18 protein-coding genes and 1 tRNA gene are annotated in these 22,080 nt (G+C 70.5%); 6 read left to right on the forward strand and 13 right to left on the reverse strand.

The features are described from left to right. Position 1: 1 nt before the first annotated feature. The 5 genes from HCN52_RS01135 to HCN52_RS01155 form a co-directional block, all read right to left on the reverse strand. Complete coding sequence (locus tag HCN52_RS01135; protein ID WP_168086424.1) at positions 2-406, reverse strand: hypothetical protein; 405 nt, start codon at positions 404-406, stop codon at positions 2-4. Positions 407-524: 118 nt separating this feature from the next. After that, the gene (locus HCN52_RS01140) at positions 525-1,295 is read right to left on the reverse strand and encodes a cyclase family protein (protein ID WP_168086425.1); all 771 of its coding nucleotides are present in this window, start codon (positions 1,293-1,295) and stop codon (positions 525-527) included. 166 nt (positions 1,296-1,461) lie between these two features. Next, complete coding sequence (locus HCN52_RS01145; RefSeq protein WP_376767072.1) at positions 1,462-2,625, reverse strand: hypothetical protein; 1,164 nt, start codon at positions 2,623-2,625, stop codon at positions 1,462-1,464. Between the two features lie 403 nt (positions 2,626-3,028). Next, positions 3,029-3,490 carry a restriction endonuclease subunit S gene (locus HCN52_RS01150; protein WP_209314019.1) on the reverse strand — a complete coding sequence of 154 codons (462 nt, stop codon included), beginning with the start codon at positions 3,488-3,490 and terminating at the stop codon, positions 3,029-3,031. Positions 3,491-3,632: 142 nt separating this feature from the next. Next, positions 3,633-5,405, reverse strand: coding sequence for a hypothetical protein (locus tag HCN52_RS01155; RefSeq protein WP_168086427.1), 1,773 nt, complete (start codon positions 5,403-5,405; stop codon positions 3,633-3,635). 883 nt (positions 5,406-6,288) lie between these two features. Between HCN52_RS01155 and tyrS the strand changes: the two genes are divergently transcribed. Beyond that, positions 6,289-7,557 (forward strand): tyrosine--tRNA ligase, encoded by a 1,269-nt coding sequence (gene tyrS / locus HCN52_RS01160; RefSeq protein ID WP_168086428.1) that lies wholly within the window; start codon positions 6,289-6,291, stop codon positions 7,555-7,557. Between the two features lie 163 nt (positions 7,558-7,720). Here the strand turns inward: tyrS and HCN52_RS01165 are convergent, their stop codons facing one another. The 7 genes from HCN52_RS01165 to HCN52_RS01195 form a co-directional block, all read right to left on the reverse strand. Further along, a complete protein-coding gene (locus tag HCN52_RS01165) occupies positions 7,721-8,890 on the reverse strand; it encodes a glycosyltransferase (protein WP_168086429.1) in 1,170 nt (389 codons plus the stop codon). Between the two features lie 4 nt (positions 8,891-8,894). Further along, positions 8,895-9,917, reverse strand: coding sequence for a phosphotransferase family protein (locus HCN52_RS01170; protein ID WP_245174777.1), 1,023 nt, complete (start codon positions 9,915-9,917; stop codon positions 8,895-8,897). Beyond that, positions 9,845-10,906, reverse strand: coding sequence for a glycosyltransferase family 9 protein (locus HCN52_RS01175; protein ID WP_168086431.1), 1,062 nt, complete (start codon positions 10,904-10,906; stop codon positions 9,845-9,847). The genes HCN52_RS01170 and HCN52_RS01175 overlap by 73 nt, the downstream gene beginning before the upstream one ends. Further along, positions 10,903-12,435, reverse strand: coding sequence for a pyridoxal phosphate-dependent decarboxylase family protein (locus HCN52_RS01180; protein WP_168086432.1), 1,533 nt, complete (start codon positions 12,433-12,435; stop codon positions 10,903-10,905). The genes HCN52_RS01175 and HCN52_RS01180 overlap by 4 nt, the downstream gene beginning before the upstream one ends. 176 nt (positions 12,436-12,611) lie before the next feature. Beyond that, entirely contained in the window at positions 12,612-13,211 is a 600-nt protein-coding gene (locus tag HCN52_RS01185) for a DUF4254 domain-containing protein (protein WP_168086433.1), read from the reverse strand. A 341-nt stretch (positions 13,212-13,552) separates the two neighbouring features. After that, a tRNA-Pro gene (locus HCN52_RS01190) sits at positions 13,553-13,626 on the reverse strand. Positions 13,627-13,778: 152 nt separating this feature from the next. Beyond that, the gene (locus HCN52_RS01195; protein ID WP_168086434.1) at positions 13,779-14,720 is read right to left on the reverse strand and encodes a metallophosphoesterase; all 942 of its coding nucleotides are present in this window, start codon (positions 14,718-14,720) and stop codon (positions 13,779-13,781) included. Positions 14,721-14,760: 40 nt separating this feature from the next. Here HCN52_RS01195 and HCN52_RS01200 point away from each other — a divergent pair, with 40 nt between their 5' ends. After that, the gene (locus HCN52_RS01200) at positions 14,761-15,225 is read left to right on the forward strand and encodes a GatB/YqeY domain-containing protein (protein ID WP_168086435.1); all 465 of its coding nucleotides are present in this window, start codon (positions 14,761-14,763) and stop codon (positions 15,223-15,225) included. Between the two features lie 524 nt (positions 15,226-15,749). Here the strand turns inward: HCN52_RS01200 and HCN52_RS01205 are convergent. Further along, positions 15,750-18,053, reverse strand: a complete 2,304-nt coding sequence (locus tag HCN52_RS01205; RefSeq protein WP_168086436.1) for a transglycosylase domain-containing protein — start codon at positions 18,051-18,053, stop codon at positions 15,750-15,752. 455 nt (positions 18,054-18,508) lie between these two features. Between HCN52_RS01205 and HCN52_RS01210 the strand changes: the two genes are divergently transcribed. The 4 genes from HCN52_RS01210 (at position 18,509) to HCN52_RS01225 (ending at position 21,985) form a co-directional block, all read left to right on the forward strand. Next, complete coding sequence (locus tag HCN52_RS01210) at positions 18,509-18,886, forward strand: WhiB family transcriptional regulator (protein WP_168086437.1); 378 nt, start codon at positions 18,509-18,511, stop codon at positions 18,884-18,886. Between the two features lie 338 nt (positions 18,887-19,224). Next, positions 19,225-19,380, forward strand: a complete 156-nt coding sequence (gene sp36 / locus HCN52_RS01215) for a Sp36 family protein (RefSeq protein WP_167967906.1) — start codon at positions 19,225-19,227, stop codon at positions 19,378-19,380. Beyond that, positions 19,377-19,859: a RidA family protein gene (locus HCN52_RS01220; RefSeq protein WP_168086438.1), complete on the forward strand. Its 483-nt coding sequence runs from the start codon at positions 19,377-19,379 to the stop codon at positions 19,857-19,859. Before sp36 ends, HCN52_RS01220 begins: the two co-directional genes overlap by 4 nt. 173 nt (positions 19,860-20,032) lie before the next feature. Continuing rightward, positions 20,033-21,985: a S9 family peptidase gene (locus HCN52_RS01225; RefSeq protein ID WP_168086439.1), complete on the forward strand. Its 1,953-nt coding sequence runs from the start codon at positions 20,033-20,035 to the stop codon at positions 21,983-21,985. The last annotated feature ends 95 nt before the right edge of the window (positions 21,986-22,080 follow it).

Consider the following 22,080-nt stretch of genomic DNA (forward strand, 5'->3'; position numbering starts at 1 on the left):
CTCAGTCACCGCCGCGCATGCGGCTCTCGGCCTCGGCCGGCGTCATCGTCTCCTGCGCCATCTCCTGCAGGCACGCCGCGAACCGCCGGTCAGCGGTGCCGTGTCGGGCGGCGAAGCCGCCGATCCGGCTCAGCAGCAACTCCAGCTGCTCAGCGCGCGCCCGGTAGTGGACCGCTGCGCCGAGGGCCGTCACCGAGGTGGTCCCGTCGGCGGTGCGCACGGTGCCCAGCGGCATGCCCGCCAGCGTCCCGCGGAAGTCGTCGGGGTCCAGGCCGCGCGCCGCCAGCAGTTCCGCGGATGCCTCGGTGCCGTCCGGCGCGGGAAGGTCGGCGCGCACGAGCTGGGCCAGCAGCTCGCTCTGCGCGGCGTCGAGCTCGATGTACGGGGTGGGCCCGGCATGATCCATACCGGCTAGCTAACACGAGAGACCGGGCACGCCGGGCCCGACATTCGGACGAGTATCGCCCGACCGCCGCACCGCTGGAAGCAGCCGATCCCACCACCGGTCAGCCGACCGAGCGCGCTCAGGGCTCGCGGTGCAGGGCGACGACGCGGGCGGGGAACCCGGAGCCGCCGCGCGGCTTCGGCCAGGAGGCCAGCACCAGCGCCCCGGCCTCGGGAACGCGGTCGAGGTGGGCGAGCAGCTCGATCTGCCAGCGGCCCCGCCCCAACACGTACGACTCCAGGCTGAAGTCGCCGACCGAGGTGGCGATCCCGGGGTCGGTGTCGAGCTGCTCGTGCCCGACGGCGGTGACGCCGACCGTCTCCAGCAGGTGGCGCAGCACCTCGGCGCTCCAGCCCGGGGTGTGGCTGACGCCTGCGGGGTCGCGGTTGACCATGGCCTGCTGGTCCGGCCACCGGCTGCTCCACCCGGTGCGCAGCGCGACGAACGACCCGGCGGGGATGGCGCCGTGGCGGTCCTCCCAGTCGGCGATGTCGTCGAGCGTCGGGGTGGCGTCCGGGTCGGTCGCGACACGTGCGCCGATGTCGAGGACGACGAGCGGCAGGAACATCTCCTCGACCGGGATGCGGTCGAGGGTGGTGGCGCCCTGGTGGAAGTGGCTCGGCGGGTCGACGTGCGTCCCCCACTGGCCGACGAGCGTGTACCGGTCCACGGTGAACCCGTCGCCGCGGGCCATGTCGAAGACCGTCTCCCGCTGTTCGTCGGGGAGCGCGGGGAAGTGCGGCTGCCCGGGGTGGAACGCGTGGGTGAGGTCGGTGTGGACAGCACCGGCCGTCAACTGCCGATATGCGCACCACAGTCCGGTGTCGGTGGCTGTGCTCACGTGACTCATGCGGTCTCTCCGTGGGCGCTCGCGGCGGGCGGCGGGATCACCAGGACGGGCGCGCGGTGACCGTGCGCCGAGCGGGGCTGTCATGCCCCACTCGGCAGCGTACCGAACGTAGCCGGACCGCGACTCCCCGTTGGCAGCTCGGCGAAGGGGCGGCCCCGGGCAGCTCTCACGGAGCACGATCCGGCGCGGGATCCGGCGCGGGCGGCCCCGCGCCACGCCTGCTGCGCGCCTGGTTCCTACGGTCGGAAGCCGCCTGGGCCGCGGCACGCAGCCGGACGTAGAACGGGTTGTCCTGGCTGATGCCCCATCGGTGGAGGTAGACGAGCATCTGGTTGAGGACGGTGTCGTACTCGACCAGCGCGCCGGAGGCGTCACCGGCTGCCTGCCCGTAGGCGACCAGGCGGGCCCGCTGCTCCTCGGTGATCTTGCCGGCCCGCGCGAAGCCCGATGCGTACTGCTCCAACTTCTGCGGCTGCGCGCCGTAGACCAGCTTCTCGCTGAGCATGCTCTCCTGGAAGTCGTTGAAGGCAGGGTCGTTCCGGAGGGCTTGTTGCAGCTCCAGAAGCGTCTGCTTGCGTTCCGTGGCGAGCGCGCGGACCTCCTCGGGCGTCGCGCCCGCCTCCACCAACTCCATGACGGGGCTGCTTCCGAAAGCCTGGTGGGCGGCGACGTGCGTCAACTCGTGGGCGAGGTGCCCCTGCAGGAAGGACGAACCACCACGGGCCTGGGCGTCGACGTTGAACGTGAACTCGGCGCTGTCCCCCTCACCGGCGGTGATCTTCATCCCGGGCATGCCGTTCATGGGTACCTGCATCCGGGTGACGCGCTGCGCAGCCGCCATCAGTTCGCCGATGATGCCGCGGGTCTCGGCGGGGAGGTCCGGGTCGCCGCTGAGAGCTCCCAGCGTCCGGACCTGGCCCTCCATCATCGCGTGGAAGTCGTCGGGCGGGATGCCGCGCGAAACCTCCTGGGCTGCGGCGGCGAGAGCACGGTCGTCCGTGTCGGGGTTGGCTCCTCGCTCCAGCAACCTGTCGATCTCCGCGACCAGTTCGTTGAAGGCAGCGAGGGTCCTGAACTTCGCCTGACCGTCGCCCGCCTGCTGCTGCAGTTCGGAGACCCCGGCGAGTCGCTGCCCTTCCCCCTTGCCTTCCTTGTGCTGCACGTACGCCTCGCACTGCCGCACGACGGCCTTCAGCGCGATCAACGCCGTCCCGGGACGGTCGGCCGGTACGGCGTGGAACGCGGTGAGCGCGTTGTCCACCTGAACGATCTTCGACCGGCCCCGCATCGGACCGTCACCCGTGCGCTGTTGGAACTCCGCCGTCTCCATCACGCGCGCGACCGTGATGGCGCGCGTGACCGCCGCGTTCCCCGCGGCACGCTGCAGCGCGGCAAGGGAGTGCGGGGCACCAACGGCCGTCGCAGGCGGGGTCACTCGGGGAGCAGACGCGTGACGGACCGGCTCGGAGTTGCCGTGTGTACGCATGACCGCACCGTAGGTGACCTCCCCGCTCCGCGAAAGAGCGCCCTTGACGGGCTGCCGCAGGCGTGGTTCCCGGGGTGGGGGGTCGGCTCGGGCACCGACCCCGCCGCGACACCCTCCGAGGCGCCCGTCCCGCAGACTTCGGGCTCTCACCAGGGAGTTCACCGTGACGAGACCCCGGCCGCGGCGCCGGCGGTGCCGCTTCCCGCCCCCGTGGTCACCGCACCCCCGGCGCCGCTGGAACTGTCGTTCAGCGGGCGAGCAGCGCGGACGTCAGGACGTCCTCCCGGAGCTTCCGGGCCAGGGCGAGCTCCCCGCGCAGCAGCTCCTCGTGCTCGCCCAGCGCCCGCATGGCCCCGGCGACCTGCCGCTGGGACGGAAGGTCGGGAACCGTGATCGGAAGCTCCTCCAGCACCTTGAGCGACACGGTCTTCATCGTCATGCCGCCGGTCGACCGCGCCTCCAACCACCGTCGCGACGCGGCGCTGCTCAGGTACGCCGCGACGTAGTCGGGATCGAGACCCTCGGGCGGCCGCAGCAGGAAGCAGCCCGTGCCGCACACCCACCCGTCCTGCGCGTCCCGAACCACCGAGCACCGCCCCAACTCACCACGCCGGGCGATGACCACGTCCCCGGCGCGGAGCAGGAACCGCGCCAGCCGATCCGTGGCCGGCGAGCAGCAGCCCCGGGGCGGACGCCGAGCCCTCCGCACGGTCGGCGCCGGAGGCCTCTCCGGCGCCGCGACGGCCAGCGTGGTCCGAGTCCCGGCGGGCCGCGGAAACCTCTCACCGGACAGCAGGAGGCTTCCCGGGGGCCGCCCCGCTGGTTCCCGCTACCGCTCGCAGGTCCCGAGCTCACTCGACTTCAGGGGGCGTGGCCGCAGGGTCGGCCCCGTTCACGGTAGGCCCACCGATCCCGGCCCTCATGCCCGCTTCGATGGGTGTGCGGCGCCGCTCTCGCAGGTCTTGCCGTTCGCTGTCCGGGATGGTCATCGACTCGGCGAGTTCGGCGGCGAACGCACCCACGTCCGCAGCGTCGGCTCCGCCGGGGAAGAGCCACCGGAGGTTGTCGTCACGGGTGATCAGGTCGATGGCCGGCTGCCGACCGGCGGCCTGCTCGGCAGCGGCCCGGACGTAGCGCACCTGGTCGAGGGGGATGTCCTGACGGATCTCGGCGTGTTCGAGGAAGGCACTCGACCTGGCGGTGATGACCCGGCGGTCGGTGACGGCGACCAGCGTCCTCACCGCGGACTTGTCCCTCGCCGCCGCCAGTCTCTCCTTCGCGCCGCCGACGATCGCGGAGAGCGGGCCGAGCGCGTCGAGCTGTTCGGGGAAGGCGAGAGCGCGGAGCGTCTCGGTGTCGTCGAGGAACCAGCGCAGGATCCGCAGGTACGGGTCCAGAGCCAGCGACTCCGGCGCACAGACGACAGCCGGCGCCTCCAGCGCGGGGGCCGGCGGACGGAGAGCGTCGGAGAGCGGTTCGATCGCGTCCAGCAGGCGTGCCGAGGTCTCGCGGGCGGCCTTCGCATCCTTCCGCTTCCCGGCCAGCGGCCACCCGTCGGAGCCGGGGAGCTCCGCGGTGATCCGCAGGTGCCGCATGAGCGCACGAATGAGTCTGGTCGCTTCGGAGAACATGGTGTCGAACTCCGCGCGGGCGTCGCGGGCGACGACCTCGGCGTACTTCGCTTCCTCGGCGTCGTCGCGCCCAGCAGCTCTGGCCTTTGCGGCACGCAGCGCCTGATACCCGGTACGCGCCTTGAGCAACGACAGCAGCGCGTGCGCGTCGAAAGCGATGTCCGCGGCGCGCTCCCGAAGGTACTCACGGTGGCTGCGCGTGTCCGACCCGCCGAGATGCGCGAGATGATCACGCACGTTCTCGGGATAGAGCCGAAGCTGCTTCTGCAGCAACGGTTCGCTGGCCGCCACGCTCTCCCAGAGGGACAGCGGAACGGATCCGACCTCCCGTGCGTGGTCGACGGCAGCATCGATGGCGGCGACCAGCCCCGTCAGTTCCGCCCACTGCTCCTTGCGCACGGCGCTCAGGACCTGGTTGGTCGCCGTGAGGTTCGTGCGGACGAGGTTCGACACCTCGCTCAGCATCATCTGCAGCGCCACCATGGCGAGCGCCGGTCCGATCGATGCTGCGGCCTGTGCCTTGCTCAGCCCCACGGGGTAGAAGCGCGCCTGGTGCAGCGTGCCGCCAGGACCCACCACCGTCCCCAGGTTGCCGCCGTCCTTGACGACCAGCTTGCCGCCACCGGCCAGCAGCGCCCGGGTCGAGTCCCCGATCCGGTAGAGCCCGTGCGCGGCGCCGGCCACGCTTCGGATGTTGCCGCCCACCGTGGCCGCGTGCCCGATCGACGCGAGCACCGCCGCGATGCTCCGGCGGTCGGCCTCCGGCACCAACCCGAACTCGAAGTCGAGCCGGCCGTGGGCGAGTTCCGGCGGGACCTCACCGACGAGGAGCGCCACCCCCGGGTGCACCTCGACCAGGGTCAAGGGCTCGGTCTTCGAACCGGTTTCCCCTGACCGGGGCGTGGGCTCGACCACGGCGGTCGACTCGGCAGCTCGGCTGCCCCCGCCCTCCCCCGTGGCGGCGCTCTCCCCCGAGTCCGACGAGTCGTGCATGCCCGTTCCTCCCCCGCACCGCCCGGCAACCCCACCGTGCCGACGCCAATCGCCGCAGTCTATGGCTCGACTTCGAGCGAATCAGCGCGATTCCGCGAAGCTGATCGAGGAGGATCGGACGGGCGGTCACACGCTGGAGCAGCCGAGCTGAACCGGGCGGGCGCGGACATGGCCGACAGAGCGCCCCAGGGCCTCCGGGAACTGCTCTGTCACATTCTCGCGCCTACGCCACTGAGAGATCCTGGCTTCGTGCACGCGCAACGGGAAGGTCACCCCGGCAGGAGGCTGCTCGGCCCGCAGGTCAAATGGACAGTTGAGGTGACGCTCTTCGGGGCATCGTCCCTGGCACCCACCCAGATACCCCCTGCTCGGCGAAATCGATGTGGCCGCGATACTGGAGAGCGAGCGACCGCGGCAGGCACCGGTAAATCGTCCAGGTCTCCCGGAAGCCGGTGCCCCACGCCATACCAGTCGGCGGCGTTCACCACCGGCGGGAATTCCGGAATCTCGGCCGCTTGATTGCACAGCGTCGTCGTTGAACCGAAACCACCGCCCCTGGCCCTCGTCCTCCCGTGACAGACGCGGCCCGGCCCGGCGATCACCGTCCAGAGGCGACCTGACATGCAAGAGTTACGGAACGTAGCCCATACATCGACCCATGGCGCGGCGGGCCGAAGCTTGATCACTCACTCGCACATCCACTCCACGAACTCCAGATAGATCTGCGTCAATCCGCCGACGGCCTGGGCTGATGGGGGCTGCGTCGGGTGGGCTGGGGTCCGAGGACAAGCTGGGCCCGCATGCCGAGCGCGGTGACCTCACTCGGAGCGGGTAGTTAGACTGACCGATGCCCTTATCAGCGACTCGTAGGAGACACAGGACCGTGACGGGCATCGTGGACGAGCTCACGTGGCGCGGGCTGATCGCCCAGTCCACTGACGAGCAAGCATTGCGCAAGGCTCTCGCAGACGGCCCCGTTACGTTCTACTGCGGCTTTGATCCCACTGCGGCCAGCCTGCACGTCGGTCACCTCGTACAGGCACTCACCCTCGGCCGGCTCCAGCAGGCCGGGCATCGACCCTTGGCACTCGTGGGAGGTGCGACCGGTTACATCGGAGACCCCAGGCCGACCGCCGAGCGGACTTTGAACGATCCTGAGACGATCGCCCAGTGGACGAGCCGTCTGCGCGCTCAGATCGAGCGATACCTCTCCTTCGAGGGCGAGAACGCAGCGGTCATGGTCAACAATCTGGACTGGACCGCAAGTCTGTCAGCGATCGAATTCCTTCGAGATGTCGGCAAGCACTTTCGGGTGAACAAGATGCTGACCAAGGATTCCGTCGCACAGCGCTTGGAGTCCGAGCAGGGCATCAGCTACACGGAATTCAGTTACCAACTGCTGCAGGCCATGGACTTCCTCCAGCTCTACCGGAGCTACGGATGCACGTTGCAGACGGGTGGCAGCGACCAGTGGGGCAATCTCACGGCTGGGCTGGACCTGCTCCACCGCGTGGAGCCGGAGGCCGAGGTACATGCCCTCGCGACGCCATTGATGACCAAGGCGGATGGAACCAAGTTCGGAAAGTCGGAAACCGGAACCGTCTGGCTCGATCCGGAGATGACCACACCGTACGCGTTCTACCAGTTCTGGTTGAACACGGACGACCGGGACGTCTCCCGCTACATGCGCATCCTCTCCCTGAAGCCCCGTGAGGAGCTGGAAGCGATGGAGGAGGTCACCCGAGAGCGGCCGCATGTCCGTACCGCGCAGCGTGCGCTCGCTGAGGAACTGACGTCGTTGGTACACGGCGCCGATCAGTGCGCCGCAGTCATCGCCGCTTCGCAGGCACTGTTCGGGCAGGGTGAGCTCCAGGCTCTGGACGAGGCAACGTTGGCTGCTGCAGCCTCGGAGCTGCCGCACGCGAAGGTCAGGGAGCTCGGCCTCATCACCGACCTGTTCGCCGAGGTCGGACTGGTGGCGAGCAGGTCGGCTGCCCGCCGTACGGTGAAGGAGGGTGGCGCCTACGTGAACAACGAGAAGGTGACCGCGGAGGATGCTGTGGCGACAGCCGATCAGTTGCTGCACGGACGCTGGCTGATTCTGCGGCGGGGCAAGAAGAACCTGGCGGCCATCGAGGTCACGGGAAGCTGAGCTCGGACCACAAGCGTGATGACGAGCCCCTCTCCCAAGAGAGGGGCTCGTCGTGTCTCGGAGGCTTGACCTCGTTGTCGGCACGGAGAAACCGGCCACCGAGCCGCCGACGGCCCTCGTGCGGAAGGATCCTGGCTGACGGCCTCGGCCGGCACGGGCGGCCTCAGCCTCGCGGCAAGGCTCCGTTGGCGCTGAACCAGGCGTCGAGGAGGCTCCGGGTCACCGCCTCGCTGTGGTTGCGGTAGTCACGCGCAAAAGCTCTGCCGAGGGTCACGCGGTGCGACCTAAGCGCTCGATCACCATCTATCGCGTCGATCGCCTGGATGAAGTCACGCGCGGAACATTCGAGATCGCTCGCAGATACCACGGGGTACAGGACATCGTTCTCATCGAGCTCGTAGCCATCGATGGGTGGCGGAGTGACGAACGTGACGGCATCGCCGAGCTCGGGGAGGCTGCCGATCCGATGGGCGATGACCGGTACACCCGACTCCATGGCTTCCAGCGCCACTCGCGGGAGGCCCTCGGGACCGAGGGACGGTAGAAGCAGCATTCGGGAGCTGGCATAGACAGCGGTGGGGTCCGGGGCGAACGGTGCTACCCGGACGTTCGGGGAGGGCGGAGCGTAGGGCGGGGCATCGGGCCAGGTCTCGACGACAAGGTAGGTGTCGTCGGGGCGCAAACGAATCAGCGTGTCCCACACACGTCGCCCCTTGATGGGGTGGTGGTTGATCAACGTGAGGAACCCGGCGCCAGGCCCCGGTGCGTCGCCTGACAACAGTCGTCGCTCGGGGAGCAGGTTCGGGAGCACTCGTGCCTGCACACCGGTCTGGTGGCGGAGGGCATCCGCGATGGTCCGGCTGACTGCTTGCACGCTGTCGGCCTGTCGCATCAGGTCGTAGTATCGCCGCATCTCGTCTGCGCCATGCCCACGGTCGGTGGGGTAGAGCTGGTCGGTTACGAGAACTACCACCCGCCGGCCGGTTGCAAGACTCACTTCCAGTGCTCCGAGGTGGGGCTCCCTGAGACGGACTGCGCACGAGTTGAGCAGGACCACTTCGGGGTCCAGGTCCTCCAGCAGATCGTGAAGAGCCTTCCGGTATGCAGCGGCCTCTCCCGGAGCCCTGACGAAGCACTCGTGCACGGTGCAACCCTGGACGGCGCGGGTCCTCCGTGTGCCTCCGGTGCCGCCGCGCGTGGTGATGCAGGCGAGACCGGCCGGGAGCCCGCGTTCCGAGACACGTTGGAGAAGCTCACGGACCTGGAGGAACAGACCGTTGGTGAAGCGTTCGTGGGTGAAATCGTCGATGCTCACGTAGAGGGCACCGGGCATGACGTTACTCCTCGCGGGCTGCAGCCGAGGCGTAGACGGCTAACAGCGCCCGCAGCCGAGCGCCGAGTCTGCTGTCCGCCGAGGGCGGTCCGGCCACGCTGAGCGGACTGTGCGCGAGCATCTTGAGGGCTGCTATCGCTGAGTACAGATCGAGTATCCGCCGCCGTTCGGAACCGGAACACAGCCTTGCGGCGACCCGTTCGATGCAATCCGCTTCGGGACCACGAGCCAGCAGCCCGGTTCGAGCGGCGCCGAGCGGGTACAGGGCGTCGCCGAACCCGACCTCGTCGAGGTCGACGATCGCGGACACTCTTCCACCGTCCACCAGCACGTTCTGGTGCGTGGCATCGATCAGGTACGGCAACGGTTCGACTCGGTCCAGCTCGTGGCTCAGCCCGCGGAGAGCGCTGCGGATGTGGGCCACCGCCTGCGTCTGCCGCTGTGGGGAGGTGAGACTTTCGAGCGCACCGTTGACGTACTCCTCCAACACGTCAGACCACCGCGGATGGCAGCGCTCGTCGCCGTAGTGCGCCACCCCGCCGAACCCGGGGCCGCTGGGCAGCCTCCGCACGCGGCGGTGGATGTCCAGCAGGTCGTCGGCGACGCTTAGCTTCTTCGCGGCAGTCAGATCGGCATAGACGTTGCACAGATCATCGCCGGGCGCCTCTTCGAGGAACATGATGGGCCAGGGCAGGACCGTGCCGGTCAGGTCCATCGACAGCACGCGAGGAACGGGAACCCCGACGCCGGCAAGCAGGCGCCGCCAGTAAGCGAAGCCTGTGAAGCACTCGGCCCGGTCGAAACGTGTGATCCGCGCGATGACTCGTTCCCCGGAGGCCAACTCCACTCTGAACACGAAGTGACTGCGCCCCAGCGGAACCCGACGGGCGCGCAGGGCCTCTTGATGCAAGCAACGACTGGTCGCCTGGACGACTGCCGGGGCCGGCGGGGGTTTCACGGCAACAGCAGGTCGGCCGCGGCGGACGGGATGACGTTCAAACTTGAGTAGTTCCGAAAGAACGACCATGTCGTCTCGAAGTCGTCGGTGCTCACGATCACGCCCGGAACGTCGAGGCAGCCGGCAAGGTGTCCCAGCCCGCTGTCGCACCCGACAAAGAAGCGACAGGACAGCAACCGGGCGACGATCTCGCTGAGTTCGGCCCTCACGTAGGTCACACCGCTGCCGAGGTAATCCGAGGTGTCCGGGCCGCCGAGAATGCGCACGTCGCCGTGAAGCGCGGCCTGGCTGACGAGGCGGCGTGCGGACGGTCGCGGCAGCGGCGTTCCGGAGCGCGCATCGAACTGGCAGTACACCACGTCCTCACGTTCCCGCCGCGCTGGTCTCTCGCGCAGAGGAAGGGGTGCCAGGCCGTAGCGGACTCGGCCGCCATACGTTTCGTGGACGGAGTGATGGAACCGGTCCAGCCAGGGAAGGCTCCACGAGGCCCGGGCGAAGATCGCATCCCCACTGACTGCCCCGGTTGAAGCCGGGGCAGAGCGCACCCGCTCGCAGGCGAACAGCTCCACCACCTGAGAGAGAATGGGGGAGCCGGTTACGGCGACGGACTTCACGGCGTTGTCGCAGCAGTAGTGCTCGAGGCCGGTGACAATGCTCAGCGCATCTCCGAGACGGTTGTGCCGCGCGAATCGCAGTACTGTGCCCTCGGCGAGCGTCGAGGCAGACGTGGCTGCACCGCGTGGGGCGTGAGCGGTGTCGGCGAGCTGGTCGCTGAAACACCGAAGCCCGCGTTGACCGCAGCGCCATGTCCGTGGCGTCGCCTCGATGTCCACGGCCGGTTGTTGGTGGGTATCGACGAAGTGCACCTGATCGAGCCCGAACTCCTCGATGAGTTCGCCGAGCACAGGAGGTCCGCTCACCTCGACACGGGCCAGTCCGTGTCTCCGGGCGTAGGAAGCCAGGCCGACGGCCAGCTCGACACAGTCGCGGACAGCGAGATCCGGGGCGGCAAAGCGCGCGGGCCGCTCCGGAGCGCTTTTCTGCGGTCGCCGGGTCATCGGGCCCCCTCATACACCCCGGGGTCGGACAGTGTCGCGTCGAACCGCCGTTTGCCCTCAAGTAACCGCACGACCAACTCCCTGGCGTGGGAGGCGGAGAAGTACGGGTTCAGCGAGTACACCCGCAACGCCACGACCGGCTCGCCGGAGGAGGTGTAGAACGCCGCAGAGGTCCTGCTGACCGCGATCTGTTCCCCGTCCGGCAGGTCCTGATGCGACAGCCACGCGAACAGGTCAGAGGTGTACCGGTTCACTCGGCGCACCGAGTCGGTGTCGTCGAAGTTCTCTGATTGAGCCGCAGGATCGTTGGGCGGATAGCAGCGCACGAACACATCCGGGCCATAGGACAGGTCGTTGATGACCTTGGCATCCTGGCCGGCCAAAGCGCCGATATGGCCCCGGAGGGCTTCGGCCGTCTCCAGCGCGTGACCGAGGAGCTGCCGCATACCGTGCTTGCCCAACGCCTGCAGAGTCAGCCAGGTGGCCACCATTGTGGCGGCTGACCTTGACGTCTCCAGCGTAAAGGTCCCGGGGTTGTAGGCGTCCTTGTCATGGAACAACGGGGCCATGACACCAGCGTCGCGGCGCAACCGTGAGAAGTCCCGCCCGTCGCGCATGACGATCATGCTGGACGTGTACGGAGAGAAGCCGGTCTTGTGGAAGTCAGTCCCGAACGAGTCAGCGTGCCGCACCGTCCTGAGGCGTTCCACCAGCCGTGTCAGCTTGGCCACCACGGGTGGGGTGAACCCGAGTGGATTGCGCTGCAGGTCGTAGTCGAGGAAGCAGAAGTAGGCCCAGCCGATAACCGTGTCGGCATGCACATGGGGTGTGTAGTCCAACTCGTACTCGGCGGCCAACCGATCCCTCATCACGGCGATCCCGGCGAAGTCGTCGACCGCCATGTTCGAGGTGGTCCCGCCCGCGCCGATGATGCACGCGAGTCGGTGGCCGCGGGCCATGACTTCGCGACAGGCAGCCTCCATCGACTCCAGGTCCGTGGTCTGGTCAGGCAATGACGCAGCCGCGATGTAGTTCCGGGTGCCGATTCCGAGCCAGGCGCACGCGGACTTCTGCGAGTAGTGCGCCGGCCAGGAGCCGACGACCGCAACCCCTGGTTCTACGCCCTCCTCGGAGTGGCCGGGCTGTGCCTTGGCGAGGCCTACGTTGATCGCGTACAGATTCGTCGCGGTGCCACCGAACGTGAAGAGCCCACCGGCCCGGTGGCGGTCGTACCCTGCCAGCCGTGCCAGCGTCCGAGCGCTCGCCGGCTCGGCGGAGAGCGTATGAGCAGCGTCTTCTCCAGTCACGCCGTTCGGCATGAACAGCGACACCGCACACCATGCCGCAAGGTGGACGAACGAAGGCGGAGGGACGACATTCTTGGCGAACATGTGGTGATGCACCTTGACCGCCCCGGCCAACCAACCGCGTAACTGGCCGAGAACCAGTTCCGCATCGACGGAGCCCTCCGGCAGACCCCGTTCACCCATCAACGAGAGGTCTTCTTCCTGACCGGCCTTCGGATACACCGGCCCGGATCCCTGGTGGCTCAGCGCTTCCCTGAGGGCGCTCCGCACGAGATCCACAAGCGCCTCGGCGTTGCCCCCGTCCGGGCGCAGGAACGTCCGACCGCACCAATCAGCGAACTCATCGCCACGAGGGAAGGAACCGTCGTCACCGTGAGCGGAGGCGGCCGGCGGCGGACTCACCGTTCGGACTTTCCATAGAGCTTCATGCGCTCGGGCCGTGGCGGCCGTCGCCGGCCGGAGGCTAGATCCCCGCACGCCACCGCAATGGACCACACCAGATCCCCTCGCTGGCGGCGCAGAATCGCGACACGCCTCAGAGCCTCGTCGTCCCTACCGGCCCGCCGTGCGGTCTCGGCAACCCGAAGGCTGAGCACCGAGAGCCGGTCAAGCGCCGAGCCCATCGACTCCGTGAGGGGAGGCACGCTCTCGTCCACACACCACGACGCGCTCAGTACGCGATCGATGTGTTCGATGAGCTCATGGCGAAGGCCGTTGAGTTCGTCGATCTCCCGCTTGAGGGCGGGAATGTCTTCGTCCCCGACCTGACGCACCCGGTCCTCAGCGTCCCACTGCCAACTGTTGACCACGTGCAGTCGCCCCAGAGGCCGCAGCAAGTCTGGCGCACGAGGCGACGGCATCCCGTCCAGCGCGTCCTCGCACCACTCCAGAAGCCCGTCCGCACGTTCGAGCCGCGATGCGACAGTGGGTACCGGCGCCGACGAAGACCCCCCACGTCCACCCGTACCCGGACATAACTCTGCGGACGTGTCGATCATCGGCTGTGCTCTCCTTCGGTGTCTCGCCAGGATCCCTGCGCTGCCCCTCATGGGAGGCAGCCTTGCGCGCACCTGCGGGCGGCCCCGTCAGCCTCAGTACCAGGGTTCGTTCATCGGGGCGATCAGCTCAGCACCCAGCATGGCCGACCACAGCCCACTCCGACCGGGCTGGCCTCTCGGCACAGTAACAACGCACGGACGGCGTAGGTAGTGGGCGTCGAGCACGAAAGGAAGGCTCGCCTGCACCTGAGGGGAGGCCGCGGAACCGTTGGCCCCCTGTTTGGCCCCCTGAGCACGTCAGAGGGCCAATCGCAATCATGCGATTGGCCCTCTGACCTCTGTCGGGGTGGCGGGATTTGAACCCACGACCTCTTCGTCCCGAACGAAGCGCGCTGCCAAGCTGCGCCACACCCCGATGCGATGTGGATTAGCTTAGCGGACCTCGGGCCGTACGCGAAATCCGTTGCGGTGCGGGGCCCGGCAGGGGTTCGTGCGGGCCGTTCGGGCTGGTCGGGGCGGTGGACCGACCAGCGCGGCGGCGGCCTGTCGGCGCGCGGGGCGCGGCGGTCAGGCGGGGCGTTCGGTGAGGGTGAGCAGGGTGGCCTCGGGCGGGCAGGCCAGGCGGACGGGGGTGTAGCGGTTGGTGCCGCAGCCCGCCGAGACGTGGAGGTAGGAGCGGCGGCCGTCGGCCTCGTGGTGGGAGAGGCCCTTCACGCGCCGGGTGTCGATGTCGCAGTTGGTGACCAGCGCGCCGTAGAACGGGATGCAGACCTGACCGCCGTGGGTGTGGCCGGCAAGGATCAGCGGGTACTCGTCCGCGGTGAAGGCGTCGAGCACACGCAGATAGGGGGCGTGGACCACGGCGAGCGACAGATCGGCGTCGCGCTCCGGGCCGCCGCTGACCTCGGCGTAACGGTCCCGCTTGATGTGCGGGTCGTCGAGCCCCGTCAGCGCGATCTCCAGGCCGGCGGTCTTGACGCGGCCGCGGGTGTTGGTGAGGTCGACCCACCCGGCGTCGTCGAAGGCGTCCCGGATGAGCCACCAGGGGTTGCGGGGGACGCCGGTGGCCGCCTTGTTGCCGTTGAGGCCGTGACGGCCGGAGACACGCTCCAGCAAGTACTTCGCGGGGTTGCGGAGTTGGGGCGCGTAGTAGTCGTTGGAGCCGAAGACGTACGCACCGGGGAACTCCATGAGCGGGCCGAGCGAGTCGAGCAGCTCGGGCACGCCGTCGGAGTCGGAGAGGTTGTCCCCCGTGTTGATCACCAGGTCGGGCCGCAGGCCGGCCAGCGACTGCAGCCAGCGCTGCTTCTTGCGCTGCCCGCAGACCATATGGATGTCGGAGACCTGGAGCACTCGCAGCGGGTGGGCGCCGGGCGGCAGCACGGGCACGGTCACGCGCCGGAGCCGGAACGAGCGTGCCTCCCAACCCGCCGCGTAGCCGAGGGTTACCGCACCCGCGGCGGCAGCGCCCGCCGCCAATCCGAGAGGGACCGAATAACGCGTTCGCATCCCCCCATCGTCGCAGACCCGCGCCTGAGACAATGACCGCATGACCACGCTGAAGGCCCAGTTGCAGAACGACCTCACCACTGCCATCAAGGCGCGTGACGAGCTGCGCTCGGGCACCCTCCGGATGACTCTCACCGCGATCACCAAGGAGGAGGTCTCGGGCAGCACCGCCCGCGAGCTCTCCGACGACGAGGTGCAGAAGGTCGTCGCGCGGGAGGCGAAGAAGCGCCGGGAGGCGGCGGAGGCGTTCGAGGCCGGCAACCGCCCGGAGCAGGCCGCCCGCGAGAAGGCGGAGGGTGCGCTGCTCGCCGAGTACCTGCCGAAGCCGCTCACGGACGAGGAGCTGGCGGAGCTGGTCTCCGCAGCTGTCGCCGAGGCCAAGGAGGGCGGCGCCGAGGGGCCGCGTGCCATGGGCGCGGTGATGAAGCTGGTGACGCCGAAGGTCGCCGGTCGCGCCGACGGCAAGCGGGTCTCCGCCGCCGTGAAGAGCGCGCTGGCGGGCTGACGCGGCGCCCGTTCGCCGATCTGGGGAGCGGGTCGGCGGGCCGCCGGCAGCTCGGCGGCGAAGGTGTACGGCCACGGGCCGGGTGGGGCGCAGGGCGCGCTCGACCCGGCCCGTGGCCGTCTCCGGCCCTCGGCCCTCGGCCCTCGGCCCTCGGCGGTCGGCGGTCGGCGGTCGGCCCGGTGTCGGCGGCCGGGCGGGGTGTCGGCGACCACCCGGTGTCGACAGTCGGCTGTGGCGTCGGCGATGGCCCGCGCCGCCTTCCTCCGGCCGGTCCGGGTGCGTCCAGCGGCCGCCGCGGTCGTCCCCCGGCGGTCACCCTGACGGTGCCGGTCCGACGGGCGCGGGGCGGCGGTGACGTTTCCCGCGCCGACGACGACACCGGTCGGGGCAGCCCCGCCCCGTCCCCCGGGCAGCACCGAGCCCCCGGCGCGAAAGCGCCGGGGGCTCGGTCACGGCCTGCCTGCTCAGCTGCGGGTCACAGCTCCGAGAGGGGCCGGGCACGACAGCCGGACGGAAGGTCGGGGTCAGTCACGGTTCCAGTCGTCCCAGTCCCAGTCGTCCCAGTCCCAGTCGCGGTCCCAGTTGCCACCGCCGCCGTTGCCGCCACCGCCCGGGCCGCCGCCACCGGGGCCGCCGCCGCCGGGACCGCCACCGTTACCCCCGCCGGGGCCGCCCCCGCCGGGGCCACCGCCGTTGCCGGAGCGGTTGCCGGGCCCGTCGCCGCCGTCATCGTCCTCGTCGTCGTCCCCGTCGTCGCCGCCGTTGCCGCGCGGCAGGTCGACGTCGGCGAAGGTGCCGGCCGGGACGCCCTCCAGGGCGCCGTTCATCGCCTGCCGCCAGATCGGGCCGGCGATGCTGCCGCCGCCGGCGCGCTCGACGTAGTTGCCGGCGAGGGTGAAGTTCTCCATGGGGAACGGGTCGATGCCGCCGACCCGGACCGCCGTGGCGATCTCCGGCGTGTAGCCGACGAACCAGACGTTGCGGCGCTCGTCGGAGGTGCCGGTCTTGCCGGCGTTCTCACGGCCCTGGAGACCGACCTGCTGGCCGGTGCCGTCCTCGACGACGCCCACCAGCATGGCGTTGATGGTGTCGGCCGTCCGCTCGGACATCACCCGCTGGCACTCGGTCTCCGGAATGGCGTACTCGTTGCCCTGCGCGTCGCTGACCGCGGTGATCGAGGTCGGTGCGCAGTACTCGCCGCGGTTGGCGAAGGTGGCGTAGGAGTTGGCCATCATCAGCGGGGTGGTCTCCTGACCGCCCAGCGTCACCGAGGGGTAGGCGTTGAGCGGCGTCTCGTCGGCACCCTTGCGGATGCCGAGCTTCTCCGCCATCTCGACCGTCTCGCAGAGCCCCGACTCCTCCATCAGCATCACGAAGTACGTGTTGATGGACTTGCCCAGCGCCTCGGTCATGTCCCAGGTGCCGGTCATGGTCTGCAGCTCGTTCTTGAACTCCCACATGCCCGCGCCGGCCGGAGCGCCGGAGCAGTCGCGGAAGTTGGCCTGGTCGACCTCCATCTCGAAGTCGCTGGAGTACTCCTGTGCCGGGCTGAGCCCGGCCTCCAGCGCCGCGGCCGCGGTCACCGGCTTGAAGGTCGAGCCCGGCTGGAAGCCGAACGACGCGCCGCCCATGATCCCGGAGGTGTTCAGGTTGAGTGTCGTCTGGTGCTGATCGCCGTCGTTGCCGTACGGGCGGCTCTGCGCCATCGCGAGGATGTGCCCGGTGCCGGGCTCCACCTGCACGACGGCGGCGGTCGCCTGGTCCGAGGGGTGGGCGCCGGTGGTGGCCGCCTCGGCGGCCGCCTGCTGCGCCTGCGGGCGCAGCGTGGTGCGGATGGTGAGGCCGCCGAGCTGCCAACGGGCGTTCCGCTCGGTGCTGTTCTCGCCGAAGACGGGGTTGCTGAGGAACTCGCGCTGCACGTAGTCGCAGAAGAAGCCGGCGTCGTGGACGGCGGTGATGCAGCCCTGGCGCGGCTGGCTGACGCTGAGTTCGAGCTCCCGGGCCTTGGCCTCGTCGGCCTCTTCCTGGGTGATGTCCTCGGTCTCGACCATCCGCTGGATGACGATGTTCCGTCGCTTCAGCGCCTCTTCCGGGGCGTTGACGGGGTCGAACCGGGTCGGGGACTGCACGAGTCCGGCCAGGACCGCCGCCTCGTGGAGCTCCAGCTCGCTCGCGGACTTGGAGAAGTACCGCTGCGAGGCGGCCTCCACGCCGTAGGCCTGCTGGCCGAAGAAGGTGATGTTGAGGTAGTTCTCGAGGATCTGGTCCTTGCCGAGTTCCTGTTCGAGCTGGATGGCGTACTTCAGCTCGCGGATCTTGCGGCCGATCTTCTTCTCGGTGGCCTCGGCGAACGCGTCGGAGTCGTCCCCCGCCGCCTCGACGAAGACGTTCTTCACGTACTGCTGGGTCAGGGTGGACGCACCCTGGGTGGTGCCGTCCTCCATGTTGCTGTTGAGTGCCCGCGCGACGCCTCGGATGTCGATGGCGCCGTGCTCGTAGAACCGGGCGTCCTCGATGGCGATCAGCGCCGCCTGCATCACGGGGGCGATCTCGTCGAGCGACACCACGGTGCGGTTGCGGGCGTAGATGTCGGCGATCTTGCCGCCGTCGGCGTCGAGCACGACGGTCTTCTGGCTGAGGGGTGGCCTGGTGAGGTCCGCAGGCAGTTCCTCGAAGCCCTCGACGGTGCCCTTGGCTGCCAGGCCGAGGGTGCCCACCGCGGGAAGCGCGATCCCCGCGAGGACCGCGCCGGCCAGCACGCTCACTCCGACGAACTTCGCTCCCTGCTGCGCCGCCCCGAGGCCGCCGCCCACACGCTTCCTGCTCATGAGGGTCAGCGTACGGGGCGGATCGCCGGACAAGCGACCACGTGTTCGCCTAGGCTGCACGCGTGTCCCTTACACGGGACCACGGACGACGCCAGCCGTCACGCGCGGCGCCCGCCTCGTCACCGGCTCGGCGCGGCATTGACCGGGGACAACGCCGAACACGTGACCGATTTGCGCGGTATGAGGGCCCTTCAGTGGCCGACGCGCCCGGCGCCGCGGCGAACGAGCGACGATCTCGTCACCCACCAGAGTGATAGTGCGATTGCACATAGTCTGATCGGGCCATTTTTCTTTAGGCCGCGTGGGGGTGTTGCCTTCCGGCTCCAGACCGTAACGTCCTGCTTCGGCAAGCTGTGGAACAAGCTCAGGACCGCGACCGTGTCACCCTCGGTCCCCGCGCGTGACCTTCTTTGCCGCCGTTGGGGGAGCCTCGGCAGAGAGAGGACGGCACAGGCATGGGCTGGGTCAAGGAGTGGAACACCAAGGCGGCCTGCCGCGGCACGGATCCGGACGACCTGTTCGTCCAGGGCGCCGCGCAGAACCGGGCCAAGGCGGTGTGCGGGGGGTGCCCCGTGCGCGCCGAGTGCCTCGCCGACGCGCTGGACAGCCGCGTCGAGTTCGGAGTCTGGGGAGGGATGACCGAGCGCGAGCGCCGGGCGCTGCTGCGCCGCCGCCCGCAGGTCACCTCCTGGCGCAGGCTGCTGGCGACCGCCAAGGCCGCCTACGAGGCGGAAGGCGCGGCGACGGCCGCCCGCCGGGCCGCACGTCTCCCGGCGGCGCCACCGCCGCCCGGAGCGGTGGAGCCGGCGACGGCGGCCGTCGAGGCCGCGTAGCGGGAGGCACGAGGGCGGCGCCCGTCGCCTCGTCGGCGGGCGCACGCGACGGGGACGAGGAGCAGCGACGGAGCCGGCACCGATCCGCCTGACCCTCTCGGCGGGGCAGGGCCGCGGGCGGCCCGGCGCGTGGAGCGCCGCGCGTCCGGCGGCCGCCACCCGCTGCCGCACCGTGGACCGCACCCCGCCGCACCGTCGACCGCACCCCGCCGCACCGTCGACCGCGTCCCGCCGCCCGGGCGGGCCGGTGGCGTGCGGTGCGGCGCCGCCCGCGGTGCGAGGTGCGGCAGGGGCGGCGACCGGTTCGGCGCGCGGCCTGGGCCGTTAGAGTCTGTGCCATGACGAAGTGGGAATACGCAACCGCACCGCTGCTGGTGCACGCCACCAAGCAGATCCTGGACACCTGGGGCGAGGACGGCTGGGAGCTCGTCCAGGTCGTTCCCGGGCCCAACCCCGAGCAGCTGGTCGCCTACTTCAAGCGGCCGAAGCAGTGACCGCCCGCACCGAGACCCGGCTGGCCGAACTCGGTCTGGAACTCCCGGAGGTGGCGGCGCCGCTGGCGTCCTACGTCCCGGCGGTGCGCACCGGTGCCTACGTCTACACCGCGGGCCAGCTCCCGCTGGTGGACGGCAAGCTGCCGCTGACCGGCAAGGTCGGTGCCGAGGTGACCGCCGAGCAGGCGAAGGAGCTGGCCCGCACCTGCGCGCTCAACGCGCTGGCGGCGGTGAAGTCCGTCGCCGGTGACCTCGACCGCGTCGCGCGCGTCGTGAAGGTCACCGGGTTCGTCGCCTCGGCCCCGGAGTTCACCGGTCAGCCCGGCGTCGTCAACGGCGCCAGCGAGCTGCTCGCCGACGTGCTCGGTGAGCGCGGTGTCCACGCGCGCAGCGCGGTGGGTGTCGCGGTGCTGCCGATCGACGCCCCGGTCGAGGTGGAGATCGTCGTCGAGCTCCAGGGCGCGATCGACCAGAGCTGACCGCGGGCACACGCGGCACGCCGCCGATGCCGCGGCGTGCGTCGAACCGCCGGAAGGGCGGGCCGGTTTCCGGCCCGCCCTTCCGCGTGCGGTGCCACGCCCCTGGGCGGTGGCGTGTGACCGCGGCTCGCGCCCCCTGCCGCCGTCGAGGCCGGTGCCAGCAGAATGGGCGCATGGCTGATCACCCCGACCACCCCGACCACGGCGTCCACCCCGACCACGCCCCCTCCCGCGCGGGCGAGGGCGCGGGCGACGCACCCGCGCCCCCCGGCACCTCCGGCGCAGACCGCCCGACGGCCTCCGGCCCCGCCCCCGAGTGGGAGCAGCGGTTCCGCGCTCCGCGCACCAGCCTGCCGGAATGGGCGGAGGACGCACCGCACCGCAACCTGTTCGTCTCCAACGCGACCGGCATCTTCGAGCTGTACACCTGGGACCGGACCACCGGCGAGCAGCGGCAGGCGACCAGCCGCCCGAACGGCACCACCGACGGCACCCTGACGCCGGACGGCGCCTGGCTGTGGTGGTTCCGCGACACCGACGGCGACGAGTTCGGCGTCTGGGTGCGGCAGCCCTTCGAGGGCGGCGCCGACGAGCCTGCGGTGCCCGGCCTCGCGCCCTCCTACCCGGGCGGGCTGGCGATCGGGCGCGACGGCACCGCCGTCATCGGCCGCAGCACCGAGGAGGACGGCTCCACGGTGCACGTGGCGGCGCCGGGCGCCGAGCCGGTGGAGATCTACCGCCACCGGCAGACCGCCGACGTCGGGGACCTCTCCCGCGACGGCACGCTCGTCGCCATCGAGCACACCGAGCACGGCGACGCGATGCACTCCGCGCTGCGGGTGGTCCGCCTCGACGGCACGCTCGTCGCCGAACTGGACGACACGGCGGGCGGCACCGAGGAGTTGTCGCTGTCGGTCATGGGGTTCTCGCCGGTCGAGGGCGACCAGCGGCTGCTCGTGGGCCATCAGCGGCGCGGCCGCTGGGAGCCGATGGTGTGGGACCCGGTCGCGGGCGGCACCACCGCGCTGCCGGTCGAGCTGCCCGGCGACGTGCACGCCGAGTGGTACCCGGACGCCTCCGCGCTGCTGATCGTCCACTCCTACCGGGCCCGCAGCGAGCTGTGGCGGCTCGACCTGGCCGAGGGCGCGCTGACGCGGGTGGAGACCCCGCCCGGCACGGTCTCGGCCGCGACGGCGCGCCCGGACGGCACGGTGGAGTACCTGTGGTCCTCGGCTGCCGAGCCGCCGCAGCTGCTCTCCACCGGGGGCGGCGTCGTCCTCGACCCGCCCGGTCTGACCGCGCCGCCCTCGGTGCCGGTGACCGACGTGTGGGTCGAGGGCCCCGGCGGCGAGGTGCACGCGCTGGTGCAGCGGCCTGCGGGCGAGGGACCGTTCCCGACGGTCTTCGAGGTCCACGGCGGTCCGACGTGGCACGACAGCGACGCGTTCGCCGCGCAGCCGGCCGCCTGGGTCGACCACGGGTTCGCGGTGGTCCGCGTCAACTACCGGGGGTCGACCGGCTACGGGCGCGCGTGGACCGACGCGTTGAAGCACCGGGTGGGGCTGATCGAGCTGGAGGACGTGGAGGCGGTCCGCGCCTGGGCGGTGGAGACCGGTCTGGCGGACCCGGAGCGGATCGTGCTGACCGGCGGGTCCTGGGGCGGCTACCTGACGCTGCTCGGCCTCGGGACGCGGCCGGAGCTGTGGACGGTGGGCGTGGCGGCGGTGCCGGTCGCGGACTACGTCGCCGCGTACGAGGACGAGATGGAGGCGCTGAAGGCGCTGGACCGGACGCTGTTCGGAGGTGCGCCGGAGGAGGTGCCGGAGCGCTGGGAGGCGTCGTCACCGCTGACGTACGTGGACGCGGTCACGGCGCCGCTGCACATCACGGCGGGGGTCAACGACCCGCGGTGCCCGATCCGGCAGATCGACAACTACGTCGCGCGGCTGCGGGCGCGGGACGCGGTCTTCGAGGAGTACCGCTACGACGCGGGCCACGGCTCGCTGGTGGTGGAGGAGCGGATCAAGCAGGTCGGCATGGAGATCGACTTCGCCCGGCGGATGCTGGAGCGGGTCGACGGTGGTGCCGGGCCGGCCGCGGGGGCGGCGGGCGACTCCGGCGCCTGACGGCCGACCCGCCGGCCAGCGGCAGCGTCCCGTCGTTGGCGAGCAGCACCAACGACCGCCGTGCCGCTTCCAGGTTCAGTCGGGCGTGCTCGGCG

The sequence above is a fragment of the Streptomyces bohaiensis genome, assembly GCF_012033785.1.
Taxonomy (GTDB): domain Bacteria; phylum Actinomycetota; class Actinomycetes; order Streptomycetales; family Streptomycetaceae; genus Streptomyces; species Streptomyces bohaiensis.